Source organism: uncultured Streptococcus sp. (assembly GCF_905372115.1).
Lineage (GTDB): Bacteria > Bacillota > Bacilli > Lactobacillales > Streptococcaceae > Streptococcus.
Genome location: NZ_CAJPNR010000005.1, coordinates 1 through 25,900 on the forward strand (window position 1 = coordinate 1; position 25,900 = coordinate 25,900).

22 protein-coding genes and 1 pseudogene are annotated in these 25,900 nt (G+C 44.8%); 20 read left to right on the forward strand and 3 right to left on the reverse strand.

Annotated elements, in window-relative coordinates; all coding sequences use genetic code 11:
* The first annotated feature begins 263 nt into the window (after positions 1-263).
* The 8 genes from ulaG to QZ169_RS02825 all read left to right on the forward strand — a co-directional run bounded on the left by ulaG (position 264) and on the right by QZ169_RS02825 (position 9,812).
* Positions 264-1,355 (forward strand): L-ascorbate 6-phosphate lactonase, encoded by a 1,092-nt coding sequence (ulaG, locus tag QZ169_RS02790; RefSeq protein ID WP_002899062.1) that lies wholly within the window; start codon positions 264-266, stop codon positions 1,353-1,355.
* Between the two features lie 298 nt (positions 1,356-1,653).
* Positions 1,654-3,630, forward strand: a complete 1,977-nt coding sequence (gene tkt / locus QZ169_RS02795; RefSeq protein WP_295504793.1) for a transketolase — start codon at positions 1,654-1,656, stop codon at positions 3,628-3,630.
* A gap of 177 nt (positions 3,631-3,807) precedes the next feature.
* Positions 3,808-4,143: a preprotein translocase subunit YajC gene (gene yajC, locus QZ169_RS02800; RefSeq protein WP_002893835.1), complete on the forward strand. Its 336-nt coding sequence runs from the start codon at positions 3,808-3,810 to the stop codon at positions 4,141-4,143.
* A 228-nt stretch (positions 4,144-4,371) separates the two neighbouring features.
* Positions 4,372-5,121: an isoprenyl transferase gene (locus QZ169_RS02805; protein WP_011837535.1), complete on the forward strand. Its 750-nt coding sequence runs from the start codon at positions 4,372-4,374 to the stop codon at positions 5,119-5,121.
* Positions 5,122-5,139: 18 nt separating this feature from the next.
* Complete coding sequence (locus tag QZ169_RS02810) at positions 5,140-5,943, forward strand: phosphatidate cytidylyltransferase (protein ID WP_011837534.1); 804 nt, start codon at positions 5,140-5,142, stop codon at positions 5,941-5,943.
* 225 nt (positions 5,944-6,168) lie between these two features.
* Complete coding sequence (gene rseP / locus QZ169_RS02815) at positions 6,169-7,425, forward strand: RIP metalloprotease RseP (protein WP_126435043.1); 1,257 nt, start codon at positions 6,169-6,171, stop codon at positions 7,423-7,425.
* Positions 7,426-7,490: 65 nt separating this feature from the next.
* Positions 7,491-9,341, forward strand: a complete 1,851-nt coding sequence (locus tag QZ169_RS02820) for a proline--tRNA ligase (protein WP_011837531.1) — start codon at positions 7,491-7,493, stop codon at positions 9,339-9,341.
* Between the two features lie 90 nt (positions 9,342-9,431).
* Entirely contained in the window at positions 9,432-9,812 is a 381-nt protein-coding gene (locus QZ169_RS02825) for a PH domain-containing protein (RefSeq protein WP_011837530.1), read from the forward strand.
* 84 nt (positions 9,813-9,896) lie between these two features.
* On the opposite strand, the gene QZ169_RS02830 is transcribed toward QZ169_RS02825, so the two are convergent.
* Positions 9,897-10,439, reverse strand: coding sequence for a hypothetical protein (locus QZ169_RS02830; RefSeq protein WP_011837529.1), 543 nt, complete (start codon positions 10,437-10,439; stop codon positions 9,897-9,899).
* 166 nt (positions 10,440-10,605) lie between these two features.
* Here QZ169_RS02830 and QZ169_RS02835 point away from each other — a divergent pair, with 166 nt between their 5' ends.
* From QZ169_RS02835 to QZ169_RS02855, 5 genes are all read left to right on the forward strand, one after another.
* Positions 10,606-14,994 (forward strand): PolC-type DNA polymerase III, encoded by a 4,389-nt coding sequence (locus tag QZ169_RS02835; protein WP_295504801.1) that lies wholly within the window; start codon positions 10,606-10,608, stop codon positions 14,992-14,994.
* A gap of 11 nt (positions 14,995-15,005) precedes the next feature.
* The gene (locus QZ169_RS02840) at positions 15,006-15,692 is read left to right on the forward strand and encodes a class I SAM-dependent methyltransferase (protein ID WP_032906159.1); all 687 of its coding nucleotides are present in this window, start codon (positions 15,006-15,008) and stop codon (positions 15,690-15,692) included.
* 19 nt (positions 15,693-15,711) lie between these two features.
* Positions 15,712-15,864 (forward strand): hypothetical protein, encoded by a 153-nt coding sequence (locus QZ169_RS02845; protein ID WP_011837527.1) that lies wholly within the window; start codon positions 15,712-15,714, stop codon positions 15,862-15,864.
* 21 nt (positions 15,865-15,885) lie between these two features.
* Positions 15,886-17,127, forward strand: coding sequence for an aminopeptidase (locus QZ169_RS02850; RefSeq protein WP_011837526.1), 1,242 nt, complete (start codon positions 15,886-15,888; stop codon positions 17,125-17,127).
* A 94-nt stretch (positions 17,128-17,221) separates the two neighbouring features.
* Entirely contained in the window at positions 17,222-17,452 is a 231-nt protein-coding gene (locus tag QZ169_RS02855) for a GlsB/YeaQ/YmgE family stress response membrane protein (protein WP_002893807.1), read from the forward strand.
* Between the two features lie 60 nt (positions 17,453-17,512).
* Here QZ169_RS02855 and def read toward each other — a convergent pair whose 3' ends face one another.
* Positions 17,513-18,145: a peptide deformylase gene (def, locus tag QZ169_RS02860; RefSeq protein WP_268682402.1), complete on the reverse strand. Its 633-nt coding sequence runs from the start codon at positions 18,143-18,145 to the stop codon at positions 17,513-17,515.
* Between the two features lie 193 nt (positions 18,146-18,338).
* Between def and QZ169_RS02865 the strand changes: the two genes are divergently transcribed.
* From QZ169_RS02865 to QZ169_RS02890, 6 genes and pseudogenes are all read left to right on the forward strand, one after another.
* Positions 18,339-19,508: an MFS transporter gene (locus QZ169_RS02865; protein ID WP_295504804.1), complete on the forward strand. Its 1,170-nt coding sequence runs from the start codon at positions 18,339-18,341 to the stop codon at positions 19,506-19,508.
* An 11-nt stretch (positions 19,509-19,519) separates the two neighbouring features.
* Positions 19,520-20,248 carry a pseudouridine synthase gene (locus QZ169_RS02870; protein ID WP_295504851.1) on the forward strand — a complete coding sequence of 243 codons (729 nt, stop codon included), beginning with the start codon at positions 19,520-19,522 and terminating at the stop codon, positions 20,246-20,248.
* Positions 20,249-20,445: 197 nt separating this feature from the next.
* Entirely contained in the window at positions 20,446-21,441 is a 996-nt protein-coding gene (locus tag QZ169_RS02875; protein ID WP_295504805.1) for a hypothetical protein, read from the forward strand.
* Positions 21,442-21,716: 275 nt separating this feature from the next.
* Entirely contained in the window at positions 21,717-21,986 is a 270-nt protein-coding gene (rpsO, locus tag QZ169_RS02880; protein WP_004193424.1) for a 30S ribosomal protein S15, read from the forward strand.
* Positions 21,987-22,425: 439 nt separating this feature from the next.
* Positions 22,426-22,862: pseudogene (locus QZ169_RS02885) on the forward strand (MarR family winged helix-turn-helix transcriptional regulator).
* Between the two features lie 294 nt (positions 22,863-23,156).
* On the forward strand, positions 23,157-23,810 hold the full coding sequence (locus QZ169_RS02890; RefSeq protein WP_125382549.1) for an NAD(P)H-dependent oxidoreductase: 654 nt from the start codon (positions 23,157-23,159) through the stop codon (positions 23,808-23,810).
* A 412-nt stretch (positions 23,811-24,222) separates the two neighbouring features.
* On the opposite strand, the gene QZ169_RS02895 is transcribed toward QZ169_RS02890, so the two are convergent.
* A complete protein-coding gene (locus QZ169_RS02895; protein WP_295504806.1) occupies positions 24,223-25,149 on the reverse strand; it encodes a S9 family peptidase in 927 nt (308 codons plus the stop codon).
* A 287-nt stretch (positions 25,150-25,436) separates the two neighbouring features.
* Here QZ169_RS02895 and QZ169_RS02900 point away from each other — a divergent pair, with 287 nt between their 5' ends.
* Positions 25,437-25,850: a YjdF family protein gene (locus QZ169_RS02900; protein WP_295504807.1), complete on the forward strand. Its 414-nt coding sequence runs from the start codon at positions 25,437-25,439 to the stop codon at positions 25,848-25,850.
* Positions 25,851-25,900: the final 50 nt, after the last annotated feature.

Consider the following 25,900-nt stretch of genomic DNA (forward strand, 5'->3'; position numbering starts at 1 on the left):
ATCGCGTTTGGAGTTTTTTTGGTATAACCTTCGATGCGCACCCGCATAGCGGGTGGTTTATTTGTCTCGCACCTTACGGAGCGAGACAGACTGAAAGTCACAAATTAAACCACACCCGCAAGTCCAAACTCGCGGGTGTTTTTATCAAAAAATAAAGTCCAATCTTGAACACAGACCTGTGTTTTATTTGGTCTTTTTTTATCCCTTGAGGCGGACTATACTAGAAGCATAGAAATCAATCAATTTTTGAGGAGGAATGGACTATGCCAAACGTGAAAGACATTACCAGAGAATCTTGGATTTTGTCAACTTTTCCAGAATGGGGCACTTGGCTCAATGAAGAAATTGAAGAAGAAGTAGTGCCAGAAGGCAATTTTGCCATGTGGTGGCTGGGCAACTGCGGTGTCTGGATTAAGACGCCGGGCGGTGCCAATGTCGTCATGGATCTGTGGTCTAACCGAGGAAAATCAACCAAGAAGGTTAAAGATATGGTCAGAGGCCATCAGATGGCCAATATGGCTGGTGTCCGCAAGCTGCAGCCCAATCTGCGCGTGCAGCCGATGGTTATCGATCCTTTTGCTATCAATGAACTAGATTATTATTTAGTTTCTCATTTCCATAGCGATCACATTGACATCAATACCGCAGCGGCTATTGTCAACAATCCTAACTTGGACCATGTTAAGTTTGTCGGACCTTATGAGTGTGGCGAAATTTGGAAAAAATGGGGTGTGCCTGAAGAACGCATCATGGTAATCAAGCCAGGTGAAAGCTTTGAGTTTAAGGACATCAAGGTGACAGCTGTTGAATCATTTGACCGTACCTGTCTGGTGACTCTGCCAGTCGAAGGTGCTGAAGCTCAAGATGGGGAACTGGCGGGACTGGCTGTGACCGATGAAGAAATGGCACGCAAGGCAGTTAACTATGTCTTTGAAACACCAGGCGGAACCATCTATCACGGTGCAGACTCTCACTTCTCTAACTACTTTGCCAAGCACGGTAAGGACTTCCAGATTGATGTAGCTATCAATAACTATGGTGACAATCCTGTCGGTATTCAGGACAAGATGACGTCTATCGACTTACTGCGTATGGCTGAAAACCTGCGGGCCAAGGTCATCATCCCAGTTCACTATGATATCTGGTCCAACTTTATGGCTTCAACGGATGAGATTTTAGCCTTGTGGAAGATGCGCAAAGAGCGCCTTCAATATCAGTTCCATCCATTCATCTGGGAAGTGGGCGGCAAGTATACCTATCCTCTGGACAAAGATAGAATCGAATACCACCATCCTCGTGGCTTTGATGACTGTTTCGAGCAAGAGTCCAATATTCAATTTAAAGCCCTCCTTTAATATTCTTTGAAAATCTTTAAACCTTGTCAGCCCTGCCATGCTGTTTTCAAATTCAGTCCTTGGCTAGCTTTCAAGTTTGCCCTTAGATTTTCATTGATTATAAAATGTTTTTCTACTTGATGAAGCAAAAGTTCAAATGGATAAAGGCTTCAGAAAGTATCCGATGAGATTATCCCTATCTTGCGATATAGGGATAATTTTCTTATAATAGATATGAGACAATTTTTATCGTTTCTACGACCATTGTTTATCCTGTTCTGATGTCAGGACAGATTTTAGTAAAAATAAGGAGAATCCAATGTCACAATTATCAGTTAATGCCATTCGCTTTTTAGGGATTGACGCGATTGAAAAGTCTAAGTCAGGTCACCCTGGCGTAGTCATGGGCGCTGCGCCGATGGCTTATGACTTGTTTACTAAACAACTTCGTATCAATCCAGAAGAGCCAAACTGGATTAACCGCGATCGCTTCGTCCTGTCTGCAGGACATGGTTCTATGCTGCTTTATGCCTTGCTTCATCTGTCTGGCTTTAAAGATGTCAGCATGGACGAAATCAAAAATTTCCGCCAATGGGGTTCTAAGACACCAGGTCACCCAGAGTTTGGTCACACAGCTGGTGTTGATGCCACCACTGGCCCACTGGGACAGGGTATTTCTACAGCTACTGGATTTGCTCAGGCAGAGCGTTTCTTGGCTGCTAAGTATAATCGTGAAGGCTACCCAATTTTCGACCATTACACTTATGTCATCTGTGGTGATGGTGATTTGATGGAGGGGGTTTCAGCTGAAGCTGCTTCTTATGCTGGGCTGCAAAAGCTGGACAAGCTGGTTGTTCTCTATGATTCAAATGATATCAACCTAGATGGAGAGACCAAGGATTCCTTTACAGAAGATGTTCGTGCCCGCTATGAAGCATATGGTTGGCATACTGCCTTGGTAGAAGATGGAACAGACCTTGCAGCGATTGATGCAGCCATCAATGAAGCTAAAGCTTCCGGCAAACCATCTTTGATTGAAGTCAAGACGGTTATCGGTTACGGTTCTCCAAACAAGCAAGGAACGAATGCAGTGCACGGTGCGCCTCTGGGAGCAGAAGAAGCGGCAGCTACTCGTAAAGCCTTGGGCTGGGACTATGCGCCATTTGAGATTCCTGAGGAAGTCTATGCTGACTACCGTCAAAATGTGGCAGAGCGTGGTGCAGCGGCATACGATGCTTGGAAGCAGCTAGTAGAGGACTACAAGCAAGCCCATCCAGAGTTGGCAGAAGAAGTAACAGCTATCATTGCTGGTCAAGATCCAGTAGAGATTAAGCCAGAAGACTTCCCAGTGCTTGAAAATGGCTTCTCTCAAGCGACCCGTAATTCTAGTCAGGATGCTCTCAATGCAGCAGCTAAGGTGCTTCCAACTTTCCTCGGCGGTTCTGCTGACTTGGCTCATTCCAATATGACCTACATCAAGGAAGACGGTCTGCAGGATGATGCCCACCGTCTCAACCGCAACATCCAATTTGGTGTGCGCGAGTTTGCCATGGGAACAATTCTTAACGGTATGGCGCTTCATGGTGGGCTTCGCGTTTACGGTGGAACCTTCTTCGTCTTTTCAGACTATGTTAAGGCAGCTGTTCGTTTGTCTGCTTTGCAAGGCTTGCCAGTGACTTATGTCTTCACACACGACTCTATTGCAGTTGGTGAAGACGGTCCGACACATGAGCCGATTGAGCATTTGGCTGGTCTGCGTGCCATTCCAAACCTGACTGTTTTCCGCCCAGCAGATGCGCGTGAAACTCAGGCAGCTTGGTACCTGGCCCTTAAGAGTCAATCCACTCCGACTGCTCTGATCTTGACCCGTCAAAATCTGACAGTCGAAGAAGGAACAAACTTTGACAAGGTAGCTAAAGGCGCTTATGTCGTTTACGAAACAGGAGCAGATTTTGATACCATCTTGCTGGCTTCTGGTTCTGAGGTTAATTTGGCAGTTGCAGCTGCTAAAGCACTTGCAGCAGAAGGCGCTAAAATCCGCGTTGTCAGCGTGCCATCAACAGAGCTTTTTGATGCTCAAGATGCAGCCTACAAAGAAGAAATTCTGCCAAATGCAGTTCGTCGCCGCGTAGCGATCGAGATGGCAGCCAGCCAGCCTTGGTACAAGTATGTCGGTCTGGACGGTGCAGTTATCGGAATCGACCAGTTCGGTGCATCTGCTCCAGCAGGCAAGGTTCTGGAAGAATATGGCTTTACAGTTGAGCATGTAGCAGAAGTTGTTAAAAATCTTAAATAAAAAGACATAAAATCAGGGTGTTAGTCATCCTGATTTTTGCTTTTTAAAAAATGTGGTTAGGCCAGTCATGCTTCATCCGACTTGAGACGGACTTTGCCTGAAAAGTCAGAATCGTCTTGTAAAAATAAGGGAAATCTGCTATAGTAGTTCATATATGACATTCGAAGGAGAAAAGATATGAATCCAATTATGCTTATTGTATTTGCGGTTGTACTGGTAGGGATGACTTATTTCCAGATGCGTGCCCAAAAGAAACAGGCTCAGCAGCGTATGGAAAGCCTTAACAAGCTGCAAAAGGGTTATGAAGTCATTACCATCGGCGGTTTGTATGGAACGGTAGATGAAGTGGACACAGACAAGAAAACAGTTGTTCTGGATGTGGACGGTGTTTACCTGACCTTTGAACTGACAGCAATTAAGACCGTACTGCCATTAACGGAGGGGATTCCTGCTGTTGCTGGTGGTGAAGGAAGCGTTGACGTTCCTGAGGAAGAATCAGCGATTGAAGAGTAAAGAAATAAACAGCTTGCGGGCTGTTTTTTGTTTTGACTCATACGTTTAGAAGGTGTCTGGTTTCAAGCTTATTGGCCTCGCAGTTTGGACAGGCTGGGTGAGTTTGGATTTTTAGTTGACATTCTGTCCTTATTTTATGCCCTCAGGCTTGAAAAAGCGGATGAATTGCCCACATTCCAAGGATTTATGATATAATGAACTGACAAAACTTTAAATAGGATAAAAAGTATGTTTAGTTTTAAGAAAAAAGAAAAGCTGAACGCACCGCTGAATGTTCCCAAACACATTGCTGTTATTATGGACGGCAACGGCCGCTGGGCCAAAAAAAGGATGCAGCCGCGCGTGTTCGGTCATAAGGCTGGCATGGAAACCTTGCAAAGGGTGACGATTGCCGCCAAGGAAATGGGTGTTCAGGTCTTGACTGTCTATGCCTTTTCAACGGAAAATTGGTCTCGGCCGGAAAAGGAAGTTTCCTTTATCATGAATCTGCCGGTTGAATTTTACGACCGCTATGTGCCGGAGCTGCACAAGAACAAAGTTAAGATCCAGATGATTGGTGACACGGCTAAGCTTCCTAAGGCGACATTTGAAGCTCTGGAAAAGGCTGAAAGCCTGACCAAGCTCAATACAGGTTTGATTCTCAATTTTGCCCTAAACTACGGTGGCCGATATGAGATCAATCAGGCGGTTAAACTGATTGCTCAGGATGTTCTGGATGCCAAACTCAGTCCTGGTGACATTACTGAGGAAGTCATTGGCAACTACCTCTATACCAGCAACTTGCCTAAGATGCTACGCGATCCGGATCTGGTGATTCGGACCAGTGGAGAGCTGCGCCTCAGCAATTTTCTGCCTTGGCAGTCAGCCTACAGTGAGCTGTATTTTACGGATATCCTCTGGCCTGACTTTGATGAGAAGGCTTTGAAGGCTGCAATTGCAGAATACAGCCGTCGGAATCGACGCTTTGGCGGTGTTTAAGGGAGAAAGTAATAGAGTATGAGTAAAAATTTACAAAAACGTCTAATCTTTGGAGGAATCGCTCTTGCTATTTTTATTCCTCTGGTATTGACAGGAGGCGTCATCTTTCAGATTTTTGTGGGACTGCTGGCCATGCTAGCGGTGCATGAATTTCTCCAAATGAAAGGCCTGCCGACAGCGACAATCGAAGGTGTCTTGGCTATGCTGGCAGCCTTTGTCCTAACCCTGCCCCTGGAGAACTATCTGAAGTTTCTGCCGGTTGATGGCAATGTCGTGGCCTATGGCTTGGTCGTCTTTCTTCTGTTGATTTCGACCGTTCTAGGTTCCAACTACACCTTTGAAGATGCGGCTTATCCGATTGCAGCTAGTTTTTATGTCGGTCTTGGTTTTAATGCTTTGATTGATGCCCGCTTGATGAATATTGACAAGGTCCTGCTAGCTCTCTTTATCGTCTGGGCTACTGATAGTGGAGCTTATCTGGTCGGGGTGCGTTTTGGTAAAAGAAAGCTGGCGCCGAGAGTTTCTCCCAATAAGACTATTGAAGGCAGCCTGGGCGGCATTCTATCAGCCGTTCTAGTGACTGGAATCTTTATGTTGGTTCGACCGCAAGTGTACGCACCTTATAATGTCTTTGTCTTTTTGATTCTGGCAGTGCTCTTTAGTATTGCAGGCCAGCTAGGTGATTTGGTCGAAAGCTCAGTCAAGCGTCATTTCGGGGTCAAGGATTCTGGTAAGTTCATTCCTGGCCACGGCGGTGTCTTGGATCGTTTTGACAGCCTTCTCTTCGTCTTTCCGCTGATGCATTTCTTCGGCTTGTTCTAAGACAGTCGAGCATAGCTGAAAGCAAGGGACGGTATGTTTGTCCAAAGACCGCACAATCTGAGAAGGAACTGGGATTTGGAGCTCAAATTTTTGAGAGGAGCTTCTACCCTATTTTCAAGAGTGTCAGCTATGCAGGGGCGGGAAGCTCGGTATTTGGCCGTTTTCTGCTCCTTCTTTGATTTAAAGAAAAAACAAGATTTCTAGGAAAGGTAAAATTAGAAGTCCATGCAGTTTATAACCTTTATTATTATTTTTGGGATCATTGTGGTGGTCCATGAGTTCGGACACTTCTACTTTGCGAAGAAGTCCGGCATTTTGGTCAGAGAGTTCGCTATCGGTATGGGACCCAAGATTTTCTCCCATATTGGCAAGGATGGGACGGCCTATACGATTCGGATTTTACCCTTGGGGGGCTATGTGCGCATGGCCGGCTGGGGGGAAGATTCCACTGACATTAAGGTGGGGACACCGGCTAGTCTGACCTTGGATGCAGAGGGCAAGGTGGTTCGCATCAATCTCTCTGGCAAAAAGGTTGACCAGACAGCTCTGCCCATGAATGTGACTGGCTTTGACTTTGAGGAAAAGCTGGAAATCACAGGTCTAGTCCTTGACGAGCTCAAGACTTATGCAGTAGATCATGATGCAACGATTGTTGAAGAAGACGGCACTGAGGTGCGGATTGCACCGCTGGATGTTCAGTATCAGAATGCTAGTATCTGGGGTCGTCTCATTACCAACTTTGCTGGGCCTATGAATAACTTCATCCTGAGCGTGCTGGTATTTATGCTACTAGCCTTTGTTCAGGGCGGCGTTCGTGATGAGAACAGCAATCATTTTCAAGTCATGGATGGTAGTGCTATAGCAGCTGCTGGGGTTCAAAATAAGGACCAAATCCTTAAAATTAATGACTATAAGATTAGCAACTGGGCGGATCTAACCAGCGCTCTGGCGAAAATCACAGCCAAGAGCAAGGAAGCGCCGACCTTGTCAGTTACCTACAAGCACGGCAGCGAAACGAAAGAAATTACCGTACAGCCTAAAAAAGACGGCAATCGATATCTGCTAGGCGTATCCCCAACAGTCAAGACAGGCTTCTGGGACAAGGTCATTGGCGGATTTACTGCAGCTTGGTCTACCACAGTTCGCATTTTGTCAGCTCTGAAAGATATCATCTTCAACTTCAATATCAACAAGCTGGGCGGTCCGGTCGCTATTTACAATTTCAGCAGTCAGGCTGCAGAGCAAGGCTTGCCAGCAGTCCTCAGCCTTTTGGCCATGCTGTCGCTCAATATCGGTATTTTCAACCTGATTCCTATTCCGGCCTTGGACGGCGGAAAAATCGTCCTCAATATTCTGGAGGCTATCCGCAGAAAACCGCTGAAAAGAGAAACGGAGACCTATATCACTCTGTCTGGAGTTGCTATTATGGTCATCCTAATGATTGCCGTTACCTGGAACGATATCATGAAATTATTCTTCTAGGAAACTAAAGTTCTTAGAACTATGAAAAAGAAATTATTCAATGAAAGTCAAGGAGTTTTGTTTTTATGAAACAAAGTAAAATGTTAATTCCAACCCTGCGTGAGATGCCTAGCGATGCTCAAGTAATCAGTCACGCTCTGATGCTGCGGGCTGGCTATGTCCGTCAGGTTTCAGCTGGGGTCTATTCTTATCTGCCGTTGGCTAACCGCGTAATTGAAAAAGCCAAAAGAATTATGAGGGAAGAGTTTGACAAGATTGGTGCAGTGGAGATGCTGGCGCCGGCCCTGCTCAGTGCAGACCTCTGGCGCGAGTCTGGCCGTTATGAGACCTATGGTGAAGACCTTTACAAACTGAAAAATCGTGAAAAATCTGACTTTATCCTAGGGCCAACCCATGAGGAAACCTTTACAGCTATCGTCCGTGATTCGGTTAAATCCTACAAACAGCTGCCGCTCAATCTCTATCAGATTCAGCCTAAATACCGCGATGAAAAGCGTCCTCGTAACGGGCTCTTGCGGACGCGTGAGTTTATCATGAAAGATGCCTACAGTTTCCACGCTAACTATGACAGCTTGGATGTAGCTTATGATGAATACAAGTCTGCCTATGAGAAAATCTTTACCCGCAGCGAGCTGGATTTCAAAGCCATTATCGGTGATGGTGGTGCTATGGGGGGCAAGGACAGCCAAGAATTCATGGCCATTACGCCGGACCGGACGGATTTGAACCGCTGGGTGGTCTTGGACAAGTCTGTAGCCAGCTTTGATGAAATTCCTGAAGATGTTCAGGAAGCTATTCGGACAGAATTGACCAGCTGGATGGTATCTGGTGAGGATACTATTGCCTACTCCAGTGAGTCTAGCTATGCTGCCAACCTTGAAATGGCGACGGATGAATACAAGCCGGCAGGACGTGTCGTGACTGAGGAAGAAGTAGCCCGCGTTTCAACGCCTGACTGCAAGACCATTGACGAAGTTGCTGCCTTCCTTGGGCTAGATGAAAGCCAGACAATCAAGACCTTGGTTTACATGGCTGACGAGTCTCCTGTCGTAGCACTTTTGGTCGGCAATGACCAGCTTAATGAAGTCAAGCTGAAAAATCATTTGGCAGCGGATTTCTTTGACGTGGCGAGTGAAGATCAAGTTCGTCAGCTCTTGGGAGCAGGTTTTGGCTCACTAGGGCCAGTCAATCTGCCAGAAGGCGTGAGAATCATCGCTGACCGCAAGGTGCAAGACCTGGCTAACGCTGTAGTTGGCGCTAACGAAGATGGTTACCACTTGACCGGTGTCAATCCAGGGCGTGACTTTACCGCTGAGTTTGTGGATATCCGTGAAGTTCGCGAGGGTGAAATTTCTCCGGACGGTCAAGGTGTCCTCAAGTTTGCTCGTGGGATTGAGATTGGGCATATCTTTAAGCTGGGAACTCGCTACTCTGACAGCATGAACGCTAATGTCTTGGACGAAAATGGCCGAGCAGTACCGATGATTATGGGGTGTTACGGTATCGGTGTCAGCCGTCTCCTGTCTGCTGTTATGGAGCAGCATGCCCGTCTCTTTGTCAATAAAACTCCTAAGGGTGAATTCCGCTATGCTTGGGGCATCAACTTCCCGAAAGAGCTGGCACCATTTGATGTGCACTTGATTCCGGTCAATGTCAAGGACGAGGAAGCCTTGGCTCTAACTGACCAAATCGAGGCTAACTTGCTAAGTGCTGGTTATGAGGTCTTGGTGGATGATCGCAATGAGCGAGCTGGTGTTAAGTTCAGCGACAGCGATTTGATTGGCCTTCCAATCCGTGTGACAGTTGGTAAGAAAGCTGCAGAAGGCATTGTCGAAGTCAAGATTAAGGCTACTGGCGATACCATTGAAGTCCATGCCGATAATCTGCTAGAAACTTTGTCTATTTTGACAAAATAAAACAAACTGCCAGTTTTATCTGGCAGTTTTCTTTTGCTTATTGGAGGTGAAAATGCTATAGTAGGAAAAAATAGATTGGAGGACCGATTGATGGGATTATTCGGCGGTTTATTAGGCAATGCCTCTCAGAAAGATATTGAAAAAACAGAAAGACAATTGGAGGATATTCTGACAACAACAGAGAATGTAGAACTGGCTTTTAGCCTCATTCGTGACTTGATTGTCTTTACAGATAAGCGGTTAATCTTGGTCGACAAGCAGGGAATGACTGGCAAAAAGACTTCTTATAAGTCCTTTCCTTATCGCTCTATCAGTCGCTTCTCAGTGGAAACAGCCGGCCATTTCGACCTAGATGCCGAGCTGAAAGTCTGGGTTTCCAGCGCTCAAGAGCCAGCAGAAGTCCTGCAATTTACTAGCGACCGCAGCGTCATAGCCATTCAAAAGGCTTTGGCAGAAGCGGTCTTGAGATAGCGTATTGTCTTCTTGGTTCTTTAAGATAGATAGAAAAAGCCTTCTGAGTATTAACTGTAAAGTTAAATCACTCAGAAAGCTTTTTTATTCTTCTTTAAGTCCTTGCCCCTTCAAATAATCAAAGACAACTTCTGGTTTATCTTGAAGTTTCCTGAAGAAAGTCTGACTACTTTCAGAGTCACTTGCTGATTGAATCAACTGTTCTTGATCTATTTTGCTGAGATCAAAGTCAAAAATGGCTATAGCGTTTTTCTTGTCTTCAGAAATTTTAAGATGAATTTTAAGTCCTTTTAGCTTTTCTTGATCTTCAATCATGGGACTTTTCTTAAGATCTTCTCTATAGATTTTTGTTAGTTCTTCGACGCTCATTTTTTGATTTTCTTCAGGGATGGCCTTGCTGGAAATAAGCTGGAAAGATAGGATCTTGTCTTTAGTATAGAAAAGTTTAACTGAATTAGTATAATACTCATCGATTTTATTAGAAAAAGTTTTCGTCTTTGTCTTTTCTTCTTTGGTTTTGCTTTGATTCTGATTTTGCTTGGGTTTGTTTTCTTGCTTATGCTGATTAGGCATACTGCAGGCAGTCAGGGTCAGCAGACAAGCGCTGGCTAATAGAATTTTCTTCACAATTAAGACTCCTTTTGATAAATGTTCTGTTCTATTATATCATAACTTAGTGTCAAGAAGAATGCATTGACAATTGTGTAGGAGTCGCGCTTTGCCCTACTCTTTTTCTGTCGAAAAAAGTGCTGATTTATGGTAAAATAGGGTCACTACTGTACGAGGAAATGTCATGTCAAACAAGTTTGAAATTTTAATGAATCAGCTAGATATGCCACTGGAAATGAGAAATTCAGAGGCCTTTTTGAATGCTGAAATTGAGAAGGTTCTGGTCCACAAGGTCAGTCGGGTCTGGGAGTTTCATTTTTCTTTTGCGAATATTCTGCCCATTGAGATTTTTCGGGAATTGCAGAAGCGCTTAGCTCAAGAGTTTTCTAAGACGGGCAATCAGGCTGTTTTTGAAATTCACTGTCAGGCTCCTCAGGTATCGGATGAGCTCTTGCAGGCTTATTACCAGCTGGCCTTTGAGGAAGGTCCATGTGCCAGTCATGGCTTTAAAAGCCTGTATCAGGATTTGCGGGTTCATTTGGATGGGGACAAGCTGCTGATTGAGGGGGCTTCGACCATTGATACGGAGCATTTTCGCAAGAATCACCTGCCCAATCTCAGCCAGCAGCTGGTCAAGTACGGCTTTCCTCAGCTGACCTGTCTGGTTCAGCACAGCGATGAGCTGACCCAGCAGCAAGCGGAGAATTTCCAAGCGGAGAATGACAAGATTGTCCAGGCGGCCAATGAAGAAGCGCTCAAAGCCATGGAATCCCTCCAGCAGATGGCACCGCCGCCGGAGGAAAAGCCAGCCTATGACTTCCAAGCTCGCAAGGCTGCGGCTAAACCAAAGCTGGACAAGGCAGAGATTACCCCTATGATTGAAGTTCAGACTGAGGAAAACCGTCTGGTCTTTGAGGGAATGGTCTTTGATCTGGAGCAGAAGGTCACTCGGACCGGCCGGGTCTTGCTCAATTTCAAGATGACAGACTACACTTCCAGCTTCTCCTTGCAGAAATGGATGAAAAATGAAGAAGAAGCCAAGAAGTTTGACATGATTAAGAAGGGCGCCTGGCTGCGCGTGCGCGGAAATGTGGAGATGAACAATTTCACCCGCGACCTGACCATGAATGTGCAGGATGTGCAGGCCGTTACTCACTATGAGCGCAAAGACTTGATGCCTGAGGGCCAGAAGCGGGTTGAGTTTCACGCCCATACCAATATGTCTACTATGGATGCCCTGCCTGAGGTGGAGGAAATCGTGGCAACGGCCGCCAAGTGGGGCCACAAGGCTGTCGCCATTACCGACCATGGCAATGTGCAGAGCTTTCCCCATGGCTACAAAGCTGCTAAGAAAGCTGGTATTCAGCTGATTTACGGTATGGAGGCCAATATTGTAGAAGACCGGGTGCCCATCGTCTACAATGAAGTGGACATGGAGCTGAGCGATGCGACTTATGTAGTCTTTGACGTGGAAACAACAGGGCTTTCGGCAGTTTACAATGACTTGATTCAGGTCGCTGCCAGCAAGATGCACAAGGGCAATATCATCGCTGAGTTTGATGAGTTTATCAATCCTGGGCATCCTCTTTCGGCCTTTACGACGGATCTGACTGGGATTACGGATGAGCATGTCCGCAATGCCAAACCACTGGAGCAGGTGCTGAAAGAATTTCAGGAATTTTGCCAGGACAGTGTCCTCGTTGCCCATAATGCTACCTTTGACGTAGGCTTTATGAATGTCAACTATGAGCGCCATGGCTTGCCGAAAATCATTCAGCCAGTCATTGACACGCTGGAATTTGCCCGCAACCTCTATCCAGAGTACAAGCGTCATGGTCTGAGGCCTTTGACCAAGCGTTTCCAGATTGCTCTGGAGCACCATCACATGGCCAACTATGACGCGGAAGCGACGGGCCGCCTCCTCTTTATCTTTATCAAGGATGTGGCTGAAAAGCATGGTGTGACCAATCTCAAGGATTTGAATACGGATCTGGTCGATGAGAATTCCTACAAGAAGGCTCGGGTCAAGCATGCGACCATTTATGTAAAAAATCAGACGGGGCTCAAGAATATTTTCAAGTTAGTCAGTCTGTCCAATACCAAGTATTTCGAAGGTGTCCCTCGGATTCCACGGACCGTGCTGGATGCCCATCGTGAAGGCCTGATTCTGGGCTCAGCCTGTTCAGAAGGCGAAGTCTATGATGCTGTTGTCTCTCAGGGGGTGGATGCGGCTGTCGAAGTAGCCAAGTATTATGACTTTATCGAGGTTATGCCGCCGGCTATCTATGAGCCACTGATTGCCAAGGAGCAAATCAAGGACCAGGAAGAACTGCAGACCATTATTCGCAATCTGATTGAGGTCGGAGATCGCTTGGGCAAGCCTGTCCTTGCGACGGGGAACGTCCACTATATTGAGCCGGAAGAAGAGATTTATCGTGAAATTATCGTCCGGAGTCTCGGTCAGGGAGCCATGATTAATCGGACCATTGGTCATGGTGAAAATGCCCAGCCGGCTCCGCTTCCTAAGGCTCACTTCCGGACCACCAATGAGATGCTGGATGAGTTTGCCTTTCTAGGCGAGGACTTGGCTAAGAAGCTGGTCATCACCAATCCAAATCAGCTGGCGGAAACTTTTGAGCCGGTAGAGGTGGTCAAGGGCGACCTCTATACGCCTTTCATTGACAAGGCTGAGGAGACAGTTGCCGAGCTGACCTATCAAAAAGCCTTTGAGATTTATGGCAATCCGCTGCCAGATATCGTGGACTTGCGGATTGAAAAAGAGCTGACCTCCATTTTGGGGAATGGTTTTGCCGTGATTTATCTGGCTTCGCAGATGCTGGTGCAACGCTCCAATGAGCGGGGCTATCTGGTAGGCTCGCGGGGGTCTGTCGGATCCAGCTTTGTTGCGACCATGATTGGGATTACCGAGGTTAATCCTCTATCGCCCCACTATGTCTGTGGCAAATGCCAATACAGCGAGTTCATTACAGACGGCTCCTATGGTTCTGGCTTTGATATGCCGGATAAGGACTGCCCAGAGTGCGGCCACAAGCTGAGCAAGAACGGTCAGGATATTCCATTTGAGACCTTCCTTGGATTTGACGGAGACAAGGTACCCGATATTGACTTGAACTTTTCCGGAGAGGATCAGCCGAGCGCCCACTTGGACGTGCGGGATATTTTTGGTGCTGAGTATGCCTTTCGGGCTGGTACCGTTGGTACCGTTGCGGCTAAGACGGCCTATGGATTTGTCAAGGGCTACGAGCGCGACTACGGGAAGTTCTACCGGGACGCCGAAGTTGAGCGTCTGGCGCAGGGAGCTGCCGGAGTCAAGCGGACGACTGGACAACACCCGGGCGGAATCGTTGTTATTCCTAACTACATGGATGTTTATGACTTTACACCGGTCCAATATCCAGCTGACGATGTGACGGCCGAGTGGCAGACCACCCACTTTAACTTCCATGATATTGATGAAAATGTCCTCAAGCTAGACGTTCTGGGACATGATGATCCGACCATGATTCGGAAGCTTCAGGACTTGTCTGGCATTGATCCTAATGACATTCCTATGGATGATGCTGGCGTCATGGCCCTCTTTTCTGGGACAGACATTCTGGGTGTAACTCAGGAGCAAATCGGCACGCCGACTGGTATGCTGGGGATTCCGGAGTTTGGGACCAACTTTGTACGGGGTATGGTTGATGAGACCCATCCGACGACTTTTGCTGAGCTCTTGCAGCTATCTGGTCTCTCCCATGGTACGGACGTTTGGCTAGGAAATGCTCAAGACTTGATTAAGCAAGGGATTGCCGACCTGTCTACCGTTATCGGCTGTCGGGACGACATCATGGTTTACCTCATGCACAAGGGCTTGGATCCTAAGATGGCCTTTACGATCATGGAGCGCGTGCGGAAGGGCCTTTGGCTGAAGATTTCTGAAGAAGAGCGCAACGGCTACATCGCAGCCATGAAGGAAAACAATGTGCCAGAGTGGTACATCGAGTCCTGTGGAAAGATCAAGTACATGTTTCCCAAGGCCCATGCGGCAGCCTACGTTATGATGGCCCTGCGGGTGGCCTACTTCAAGGTACATCATCCGATTTATTACTACTGTGCTTATTTCTCCATCCGGGCCAAGGCTTTTGATATTAAGACCATGAGTGGTGGTCTTGATGCCGTCAAGCGCCGGATGGACGAAATCGCTGAAAAGCGCAAGAACAACGAAGCCTCCAATGTAGAAATTGACCTTTATACGACTCTGGAAATCGTCAATGAAATGCTGGAGCGAGGCTTCAAATTCGGAAAGCTAGATCTCTACAAGAGTCATGCGACCGAGTTTCTCATCGAAGGGGACACCCTTATCCCGCCATTCTCTGCCATGGACGGTCTGGGGGATAACGTTGCCCGCCAAGTGGTCAGAGCGCGGGAAGAAGGCGAATTTCTCTCTAAGACAGAACTCCGCAAACGCGGCGGCCTCTCTAGCACCCTAGTCGAAAAAATGGACGACATGGGTATTCTAGGAAATATGCCCGAGGATAACCAGTTGAGTCTGTTTGATGAGTTTTTTTAAGAAGGATGTTTATGGAAAATATTACGGAACAATTTAATGCGGTTGCTTTAGAATATGATTGGGTAACTACTCTTTTGGAAGGCAAGCCCGATTATCTACTGGATAATTTGCCTGACCGTAGAGTTTCCGCTTTGGATATTGGTTGTGGCGGAGGGAATACCTGCATTTTTCTGTCTTCATATTTTCAACATGTGACAGGAATAGATCTTTCTGTGGATTTTCTGCAGATAGCAAAAGATAAAGTAGAAAAAGAAGATTTACAGAATGTAGAATTACTGCAGGATGATTTTTTAACCGCTGTTTTTGAGAAACAATTTGATTTTATTTTCAGTCGAACGACATTTCATCATTTGGACATCCCTGAAGCTTTGGAAAAATGTAAGAAATTACTAAAGCCAGGTGGCATCCTGTTTGTTATGGACAATGTATCAGAAAAGCCCACTCCTTCAACTTGGACCTATGTTGTAGGTGCCTATTTAGATTTTCCTCGACACTGGAAAAGATTCGGCTTGAAAAATGCCAGAAGAATCTTCAAACATAGCACCTCCAAATCTTGGCTCAATCATTTAGCAACAGATCGCTACCTTTCTAAAAAAGGATATGAAGAGATTTATGGGAAGTTGCTGCCAGGCTGTAAATTAATTCAGGATGGTTGGAATATGAAAGTCATCTGGCATCATAAACCAATAGATGGTTAACAAAGGAAAGGACTCTCTCATGAAACTTAGAATAAATGCCGAAGATAAGCCTGCGCAAAAGGTGTTTGATTACCAGCTGGATCTTGATCCAGATACGATTTTGAAAATGACTTCCTTAATTTGCGGAACAGTGGCAGCGGTTAGCCTGCTGTCCTTGTTTAAAGAGAAATAACAAAAGAAAAGGAGAAGCAGCATGGTTCTGCCAAATTTTAAAGAAAATCTAGAAAAATATGCGAAATTATTGGTTGCGAATGGAATTAACGTCCAACCTGGTCACACGGTGGCGCTCAATATTGATGTGGAGCAGCGTGAGCTGGCTCACTTGATTGTCAAGGAAGCCTATGCTCTGGGTGCTCACGAGGTCATCGTCCAGTGGGCGGATGATTTGACGACGCGGGAGAAATTCCTCCATGCGCCGATGGAGCGCTTGGACAATGTTCCAGACTATAAGGTGGCTGAGATGAACTATCTCCTCGAAAAGAAAGCCAGCCGCTTGGGCGTTCGTTCATCTGACCCAGGAGCTTTGAATGGCGTGGATGCCGAGAAATTATCGGCTTCTGCTAAGGCTATGGGGATAGCCATGAAGCCGATGCGGATTGCAACCCAATCCAATAAAGTCAGCTGGACAGTCGCTGCAGCAGCCGGTACAGAGTGGGCTAAGAAGGTCTTTCCAAACGCAGCCAGTGATGAGGAAGCGGTAGACTTGCTTTGGGATCAGATTTTCAAAACCTGCCGTGTCTATGAGAATGATCCAGTAGCCGCTTGGCAGGCGCATGAAGAAAAACTCAGCTCAAAAGCTAAGGTTTTAAACGAGGAGCAATTCACAGCTCTGCACTACACAGCTCCTGGAACTGACTTGACATTGGGCTTGCCCAAGAACCATCACTGGGAGTCAGCTGGCAGTCTAAATGCTCAGGGCGAGTATTTCATTGCCAACATGCCGACAGAAGAGGTCTTTACAGCACCGGACTTTCGCCGGGCAGAAGGTTATGTGACTAGCACCAAGCCTCTCAGCTACAATGGCAACATCATCGAAGGCATCAAGGTGACCTTCAAGGATGGCCAGATTGTGGATATTACTGCTGAAAAGGGAGACCAGGTTATGAAGGATCTTGTCTTTGAAAATGCTGGTGCGCGTGCTTTAGGTGAGTGTGCCTTGGTGCCAGATCCAAGTCCGATTTCCCAGTCAGGCATCACCTTCTTCAATACTCTTTTTGATGAAAATGCTTCTAACCACTTGGCTATCGGTGCAGCCTATGCGACTAGTGTGGTCGGTGGAGAGAATTTCTCTGAAGAAGAGCTTGAAGCAGCGGGTCTCAACCGCTCGGATGTCCATGTGGACTTTATGATTGGCTCTGATCAGATGGATATTGACGGTATCCGAGAAGACGGCAGCCGTGTAGCAATCTTTAGAAATGGAGACTGGGCAATCTAAGATTTCGAGTTGCCTTAAATGGCGCATTCCATAATGATAGCTTCCACTTGCTTCTTTAGAAGCCTTGCTAGAAATATAGAAAGAAGGGGAATATATGATTGGTAGTATGTTTGTCGGTTTTATTATTGGCCTTATCGCCGGGGCTATTACCAGCCGTGGGGAGCGTATGGGCTGTATTGGAAAAATCCTTTTGGGCTGGTTTGGTTCCTTGATTGGTCAATTTCTCTTTGGCCATTGGGGACCAATGCTTGCTGATACAGCTATTGTTCCATCAGTGCTAGGGGCAGTTATCCTCTTGGCTATTTTCTGGAGACGGGATAGTTAGATAGAAAAAATACCTAGATATGAACTATCTAGGTATTTTTGATAATGATATGCAAGTTATTTACTCAATCACTAACATGCCGTCTTTGACTGCAAACGGGTCTTTTTCATTGATGCGGTCATAGAACATAATGCCGTTGATATGGTCGATTTCATGCTGAACGACAATGGCGTTATAGCCCTTGAGCTTGATACGATGCTTTTGACCGTCCTTGTCGAAGTAATCCACGGTCACTCGTGCATGCCGAACCACGTAGCCCGGTACTTCTCGATCGACTGACAGGCAGCCTTCACCGTCAGCTAAGGCAGCATCCTGAACGGAATGGGCCACAATCTTAGGATTGTACATCAAAGTTTGCAGGCTATAAGCTTCCTTAGGCGGATTTCCCTCTTCGTCATCAGGATTGGGAACTAAAACAGCGATGAGCCGTTTGGAAATATCCAGCTGGGGAGCAGCTAGACCAACACCGCCGCGCAGCCCCATTTTTTCTGCTGTGACTGGGTCCTGGGAATGCTTGAGAAATTGCATCATCTTCTCGCCCAGAATGATTTCCTGATCTGAGAGAGGGAAGCTGACTTCCTCAGCGATAGCGCGCAGGGTCGGATTGCCCTCGCGGATAATGTCCTTCATATCAATTAAATGGGCTGGTTTGGTTAATCGTTCAATAACAGATGTTTTTTCACTCACAGACATGATTCTCTCCTTTTTCTATCCTTCATCATAACATAAAACCTGCAAGAAATAAAGGCGGGAGCGGTTTTGACTGGCTGGGGGTGCCTGCTTTTTGATGAAGCCACAGCGACCCATAATATTCCTGACAAAGAAATTGCGTCTTGACCCAAAAAACTGTATGATAGAGGTAGTGTGAATTTTAAAGGAAAATAGAATGAAAAAATTGATGGAAAAGGTGAGTATCCTCTCGCTTTCTTTGATTCTGACTACGGCTTTTTCGATTTCCAGTGCCCAGTCGGCCATGTTTGCTTTTTATAAAGGGATTCCAGAAAGTTGGGTAGAACTATTGGTTTCCTTGCCTTCGGCTGGGATTATGCTGATGTTGCTGTTTAATAGGGTCATTGAAAAATACCTGACAGAGCGTCAGATGATTGTGAGCGGACTTCTGATCTTTTCGTTCTGCGGCCTTCTTCCTCTTCTTAATCAGTCTTACTGGCTTATGTTTGCCTCTCGGCTTGTCTTTGGGATGGGAATCGGTCTGCTCAATGCCAAGGCGATTTCGATTGTGAGCGAGCGCTATAAGGGACAGGAACGCGTCCGGCTTTTAGGACTGAGGGGATCAGCAGAAGTAGTCGGGACAGCCCTCTTGACTTTTGGAGTCAGTCGGCTTCTTCCTCTCGGCTGGCAGGCTGCCTTTCTCGTCTATACCTTCGGTCTGGTGGTTTTAGCGCTTTATCTGCTTTTTGTCCCTTATGACAAGGTCTCTGAAAAGCAGCAAGAACAGTCTGAATCGACTCCTAAGCTAAGCCGGCAGGATTGGCAGCTGAGTCTAGTTTTTGCCTTTGTGGCGGGGGTCATTGTGCTGACTTATATTGCCATCAATGTGCGCGTGCCGGGGATTGTAGAGAAGTCTGGCATGGGGACGGCCCAGACTGCAGGAGTGATTCTTTCCTTGATGCAGTTGATTGGGATTGCAGCGGGGGTCAGCTTTGCCAGTTTGACACGTGTTTTCAGAGACAAACTGCTCAGCCTTTCTGGTCTGATTTTTGGATTGACTCAGATTATCATTGGCTTCTCACCTAATCTCTTGTCACTCAGCATGGCTACTATTAGCGCTGGCTTTGTCTATAGTGTCGGTCTGACGACCATTTTTTACACCCTGTCCGAGCGCATTTCCGCCCACCTCCTCAATCAAGCCACTTCTATCGTGATTTTAGGCTGCAGTATCGGAGCAACGGCCACTACATTTGTCCTCAGTTTCATTGGGAGATTCTCCAACGCTCCAGCCTTTATCTTCAGCGTTTTGGGGCTGGCTATGATTCTGACCTCGCTCTTTGTGCTAAGATTTAGAAGAGAAAAGAACGGAATAGCTCCAGAAAGCTAGGAGGTTATATGATGCGTCTGGATAAATTTTTAGCAGAAAATGGTCTGGGCTCACGCGCCCAGGTCAAGCAGCTCCTAAAGAAAGGGCTGGTTTTGGTCAATAGCAGAGCAGAGAAATTACCTAAGACTCAGATTGATGAGACAGCAGATGAGATTATTGTTTCTGGCCAAAGGCTGACCTATGAAAAATTCGTCTACTACCTTCTCAACAAGCCGCAGGGAGTCATTTCGGCGACAGAAGATGACCGTCATAAGACGGTTCTGGACTTGCTGGACGAGACTGCCCGTCAGAAAGAAGTCTTTCCTGTCGGCCGTTTGGATATTGATACCCACGGCCTTCTCCTTCTGACCAATAATGGCAAGCTGGCTCATGCCATGCTGTCACCCAAAAGGCACGTAGGAAAAATTTACCGAGCTCAAGTGGCAGGACTGATGAAGCAAGCAGATGTAGAGCGATTTGCTGCAGGAATAGAACTGAAAGACTTCACCTGCCAGCCAGCTCAGCTCAAGATTGTAGAGCTGGACGAGGCAAAAGAGACTTCTCTCGTAGAAATTACCCTAGCGGAAGGTAAATTCCACCAGGTCAAGCGCATGGTGGCTGCCTGCGGAAAAGAAGTCACGGATCTGCAGCGCCTTACGATGGGGCCCCTACAGTTGGACCCCGCACTAGCTCTTGGAGAATGGCGGAGATTGACCGAGGCAGAAATACTTTCTTTAGAAATCTTCGGAGTTGAATTGTAAATAACTTAGTAGTTTACAGCTAATTTTTTACATCTCACATAGTTGTAATCTATCAAATGCTAGCCCAAGTCACAAATTTTTTCACTAGTGAATGTTTTTCTGGTTAATATATATGGTATAATAAATTTCAAGATAGTAAATAGTTAGTTTGCTAGCAATGAGAATTCACGGTTAGAATCATTATAGAGGAGGATGTTATGAATCAGAATGAGTGGGTTGCGCAGTTTGAAGCTACTTATCATCGAAAACCAACAGCTCAAGAGTTTCAAGCGGCAAAGACAAGTGGGCAGTTTGTAACTCAAGAAATTCCTAAAGCAACAACGATGCTTCAAGCTAAGAACAAGCGCCGTAACCTTATAGTGGGGATTTCAATCGCTGTTACAGTCTTAGGAATTTTGGTGTTCGTCCTATTTGGAATGGGACCGAAGATTTCGGATCTTGATGGCGTATGGATTAATCCAGCTGACTCTATTTCTTTTGTTTATGAACTGAATGATAAGAAAAAGCTATTTAATGGTAAAAAAGATATTGAAAAATTAGCTGAAGGAGACAAAGCTAAGGCTGATTTTGAAAAATTTATTAAGGCAGAAAACGATCCAAAAATTAAGACCTTAGCCGATTTTGATAAGCATTTCAAACTCAATACCAAGGCTATTTTTTCTGCTTATATTGACGAAAACAAGATTTACCACCTTCTGCAAAATGATGGAAGTATGATTATTTATGATAGTCGTTCAGGTATCAATAGTTCAAATGACTCACAGTATATCAAGCGTCTTCGATTTTATAAAGTTCAGTATCCTAAGGCATTTGTTGGTGAGTGGAAAATTCGTTATAAAAATAGTGAAAATTCAAAGAACGTAAGTATTTCTGATGTTGGAATTGTAAATATAGAATCCGATCATGATGAAGAATATAATTCTAGTGATTCGAGTAGATTGGGGCTCTATCCCTTTGTAGAATATACGAAATTGATTGCTGATAATTCTGAAGAGAAACTGAGTGAAAAAGAAGTCGGGGAAAAGATTGCCATGATTAAAGAATCAGTCGGAGAAGAAGGCTATCAAGTCAAAAGTAATAAGGATATCTACATTGAAATCAATTCTAACAATTATTTCGTAGTAGTTCAAAATGGTAAGAAAATACTTATTCTTGATACTGGCGGTACAATCAGAGCAAGTTTAGAAAGATAGATGAACTAAAGTTTTTTAACCAGTCCTAGGAGGCTGGTTTTTTATGACTATCCTGAGCAGATTATCTTTTTATTTGCTTGCTGGGGAATAGCTGCTTATGCTTGGCTATCTCGAAAAAATTACAATTTAGATGGGAAGAAGATGGAGTAGAATCATTTGACAAAGGTAGACCTTCTTGGTAGAATAAGTATGTCGTAAAGACAAATAACTTCTTCTTGGTTGCAGGCCATGCCAAACCTGTCACTCGGATGAAGCGTAAAGAAAAGGAGTATATCATGGCAATCTCAAAAGAGAAAAAAAATGAAATCATTGCACAATACGCACGTCACGAAGGTGACACTGGTTCAGTAGAGGTACAAGTTGCTGTCCTTACTTGGGAAATCAACCACCTCAACGACCACATCAAACAACATAAAAAAGACCACGCTACTTACCGTGGCTTGATGAAGAAAATCGGTCGCCGTCGTAACCTCTTGGCTTACCTTCGTAAGAACGATGTTAACCGTTACCGCGAGTTGATCAACTCTCTTGGACTTCGTCGCTAATCTTGCGTCTAAAACGTTTCTATACTTCGTTGACTTCGCCTCGATGTACCATTAGTACAATCTTCGCCTCGTCGCCTAGTTTATAAACGTTTTATCCAGCAAGAATCATGATGCTAAGGGCGTCAAAAATCCGTATGAAAATAGGGAAAAGACACCGTGTTCGATGAACACAAGGAGTTTCATCTTTTTCGCTAGGATTTTAGCCCGAGCTCAAATTGGCTCTCTGACTCCAGGGAGCTTTTTCTGTTACGTCACCTTACCTCGATATACCTAAGTATTATCTTCGGTTACGGTTCCTAGCATTGTAAGGAAAAATAAAACAGAAATCTCCCTTCGGGGGAAGTTTTGTAGATGAAACTAACAATTATGAGCAATTTCTTAATACTTAATTGAAAGAAAAAGTCTTTAAATTAGGAAATTTGTTAGAAAGGAGAAGAATATGTCAAAAGATAAAACCTTTGAAGATTCACTTAACACATGCCTCTTTTTTACGGTGAAAAAATTAGATCGTATTTTAAATACTTATGCAGATGTTGCTTTTGCCCCAACAGGTTTGTCACCAACCTATGGTTTCATTTTATTAGCTTTGGAGGAAAAGGATGGGTTAAGACAGGAAGACTTGAGTCAGTTGTTACACTTAGCTCCGTCTACATTGACGCGTTTTATAGAAAAACTGGTCTATAAGCAATTGGTTAGTACCCAAACCCAAGGAAGAGAAACAAGTGTTTTCTTAACAGAAAAAGGTCATGAAATGACAAAAGAAGTTAAAAAAGTTGGGATTCTTTGCATGATAGATATTTTGCGATATTAGGAAAAACGTTGGGTGATGACTTAGCTATTACACTCAATGATGCAGCTGAAAACTTGAAAGAATAGTTATGAAAGAAGGAGTTTCTGCTCTTTCTTTTTATTTATTTTGAAAAAAATCAAGCAAATCAATTGTATGTACAACGAATTTATGTTATCATATTTTTTCTCCATTAAAGAAATGGAGAAAAAATATGATAACAATGAATGCAATTAAATGGCCTAAAAATGAGCCGGAGGAGTCTAGTGAATTGCCCTTCTTTATTTCACTGAAGAACTATATTTGGGGGAGAAAGAGCCGGTTTAGACGAATCAGATATTGCAGCAGTTTATGATTATCTAGAAAGAAGAGAGAAGATTAATATGGATAGAGAACAAGTTCTTTCCTTGCAACACCAGCGTTTTGCAACGAAGCAATATGACCCCAATCGACCTATTTCTGATGAGGATTGGGAAACTCTTGTTGAGGTCGGGAGGTTAGCTCCTTCCTCAATGGGATTTGAACCATGGAAAATGCTTTTATTGAAAAACGAAAGCATGAAAGAGGAGTTAAAATCGATAGCTTGGGGAGCGGTTGCTAGTTTAGAAGCTGCGAGTCATTTTGTTATCTTTCTTGCACGAAAGGGTGTCACTTATGATAGCGATTATGTTAAGGAATTGATGAGAGAAGTTAAACGTAGAGATTATGACCCAAACTCGGACTTTGCTCAAAGAGTAAAGAGCTACCAAGAGCAGGATGCTCAATTGACGGATGAGCGTTCTTTGTTTGATTGGGCCAGTAAGCAGACCTATATTCAAATGGCAAATATGATGACAGCAGCGACTATGTTAGGGATTGATTCTTGTCCGATTGAAGGATTTGATCGAGCGAAGGTGGAGGCTTATCTAGAAGAGAAAGGTTATCTAGACACAGAAGAATTTGGTGTGTCTGTGATGGCTAGCTTTGGATACCGCAATCAAGAAATTACTCCTAAAACTCGTTGGCAGACGAATGAAATCTATGAAGTGATTGAATAATTAGTGAGGTTAGTTTTAGAGAAGAGATACAGAAAAAACTTTGATCAAGTGTCAAGGTTTTTTTAAAATCTATTTTCTCAAGTAAAATGTTAAGGCCATGTGCAATGACCATGATTGGAAATGTTTATTCTTGTAAGCACGAAGAGCGCTGGTCATACTGTAGAGTTATTTATCATTATCTGAGACACTGTACTCTTCGGACAAAGCATTGATTGATTGATCCTTGCTGTTCTTGTTAGAGGATGTTGGTATAGTTTTTGGTTGGGCTTTTCTCTAAAATACTTTGTTTGCTTGTTAGCCTATATCAATTGATTTGAATATCAGTATTTTTTCTATCTTCAGACAATATTTCTAATTTTTCCAAATAAAAAGTCCTTCTATTTCTTTAGAAGAACTTTTTCGATTAGCAGCTTTACTCTTTCAAGAATTTTTGGATCGCAGGAGCGGCAGTGATAGCAAATCTTTCGTCAATGCGATGTTCCCCACCTTCTACAGTGACCAGCTTTGCATTTGGAATGGTCTGGCTCGCTTCGACCGCATACTGGTAGGGCACGACTGCATCATCAGTGCCGTGGATAATGAGGGTCGGAGCCGTGATTTTGGCCTGCTCTGCTTGGATGTCAATGTTTAAGGCATCGATTAGATAAATCTTGCCCAGAGTAGTATTGTGGTGTGTCAGGCTGTCTGGAAGTTGATCGAAGTCAGGGCTCCCTAGCTCATGATAAGTCGCTTTGGCATCGTCGAAAAGAACGAAAGCTGGAAAGATAAGCATGAGTTTGTGCACGCGGTTCGGATAAGCAGCAGCATAGAGACTGGCAACGACACCACCTTGGCTAGCACCGAATAAATTCATTTTGTTCTTATCTACAAAGGCCTCAGAACGAAGCTTTTCCATGACTCGAGTCAAGTCTGTGAGTTCGGTCTTGACCGACATATTCAGCATATCTTGTCCACCGCTTTTCGATTGGCGACTGCCACCGTAGAAATCAAAGCTGTAAACCAGATAACCTTGCTTTGCCAACAGCTGGCTGTACATTTCATATTGCTCAAGGGTGTTGTTCAATCCATGTGCGATAACAATAGTCGGCAATTTTTTACTCTTGTAGTCAGAAGGAGCAGTAATCTTTCCGTAGAGTTGCTTGTCATCGTGTGAAACGCTGTACTCTTCAGACACAATGTCATCAGTAGGAGTCGGTTGATTGTCGCTCTTCTCGCTAGAAGCTGTCTGCGTGATTTCTGGCTTAGGAGTGGTAGGATTCGATTTAGTCTGGGAGTGCCAGAAGAAAAGACCTAATCCAGCCAAGCACAAGGCTGCTAAAAAAGCCCAAATATACTTCATAGTTCTCTCCTTTCAGTATTTGTAGTATTATAGCGGAAATGAGTGTATTTTACAAGGAGAGAGATATCTTGTTTTTGATTTTTCTGGATTTCATACAAGAAAATCCAATTCAGTCATCTAAGCGAGATGCCGATAACCTTGAGTTTTTTAGAAAATCTTGCTAGACTGTAGCTACTAAGATAAAAACACAGCTCTGGTTGGTAGTCCAGACGCAAAAAATCCATTTTTTGTCAGTAACCTTCCTCCTTGGTTGTCCATTCTTAGGAATTTTTAAAGGAGGGGCTGTCATGGATAAGATTTCAATGACGCTGACAGTTTATTTTGAAGAGGGATTTTGGCACGGTCTTTTCGAGCAGGAATATGCTCAATCTTATAGAGTTTGCCGAGTCACCTTTGGTGCAGAGCCTAGCACGCAGGAATTGTTGGATTTTTTAAACCGTTATTATCATCGGTTGCAGTTTAGTCCTAGCATCAGGGTGAAGGAGAAGACTAAGTCGGTCAGTCCTAAACGCCTGCAGAGACAGGCTAAAAAAGAGCAGCTTGCTTCACGATCTTCAAAGTCTCAGGAAGCGCTGAGTCTGCAATTAGAAGAGCAAAAGATAATTGCTCGAGTCAAGCGCAAGCAGCAGAAAGAACTGGCTAAGCAAAGGAAATTCGAACTCAAACAGCAAAAACGATTGGAAAAGCACAAGGGGCATTGAGCCTGCTTTTTCTTATTTCTATGGAAAGGTCTTCCGATGGGAGGCTTTTC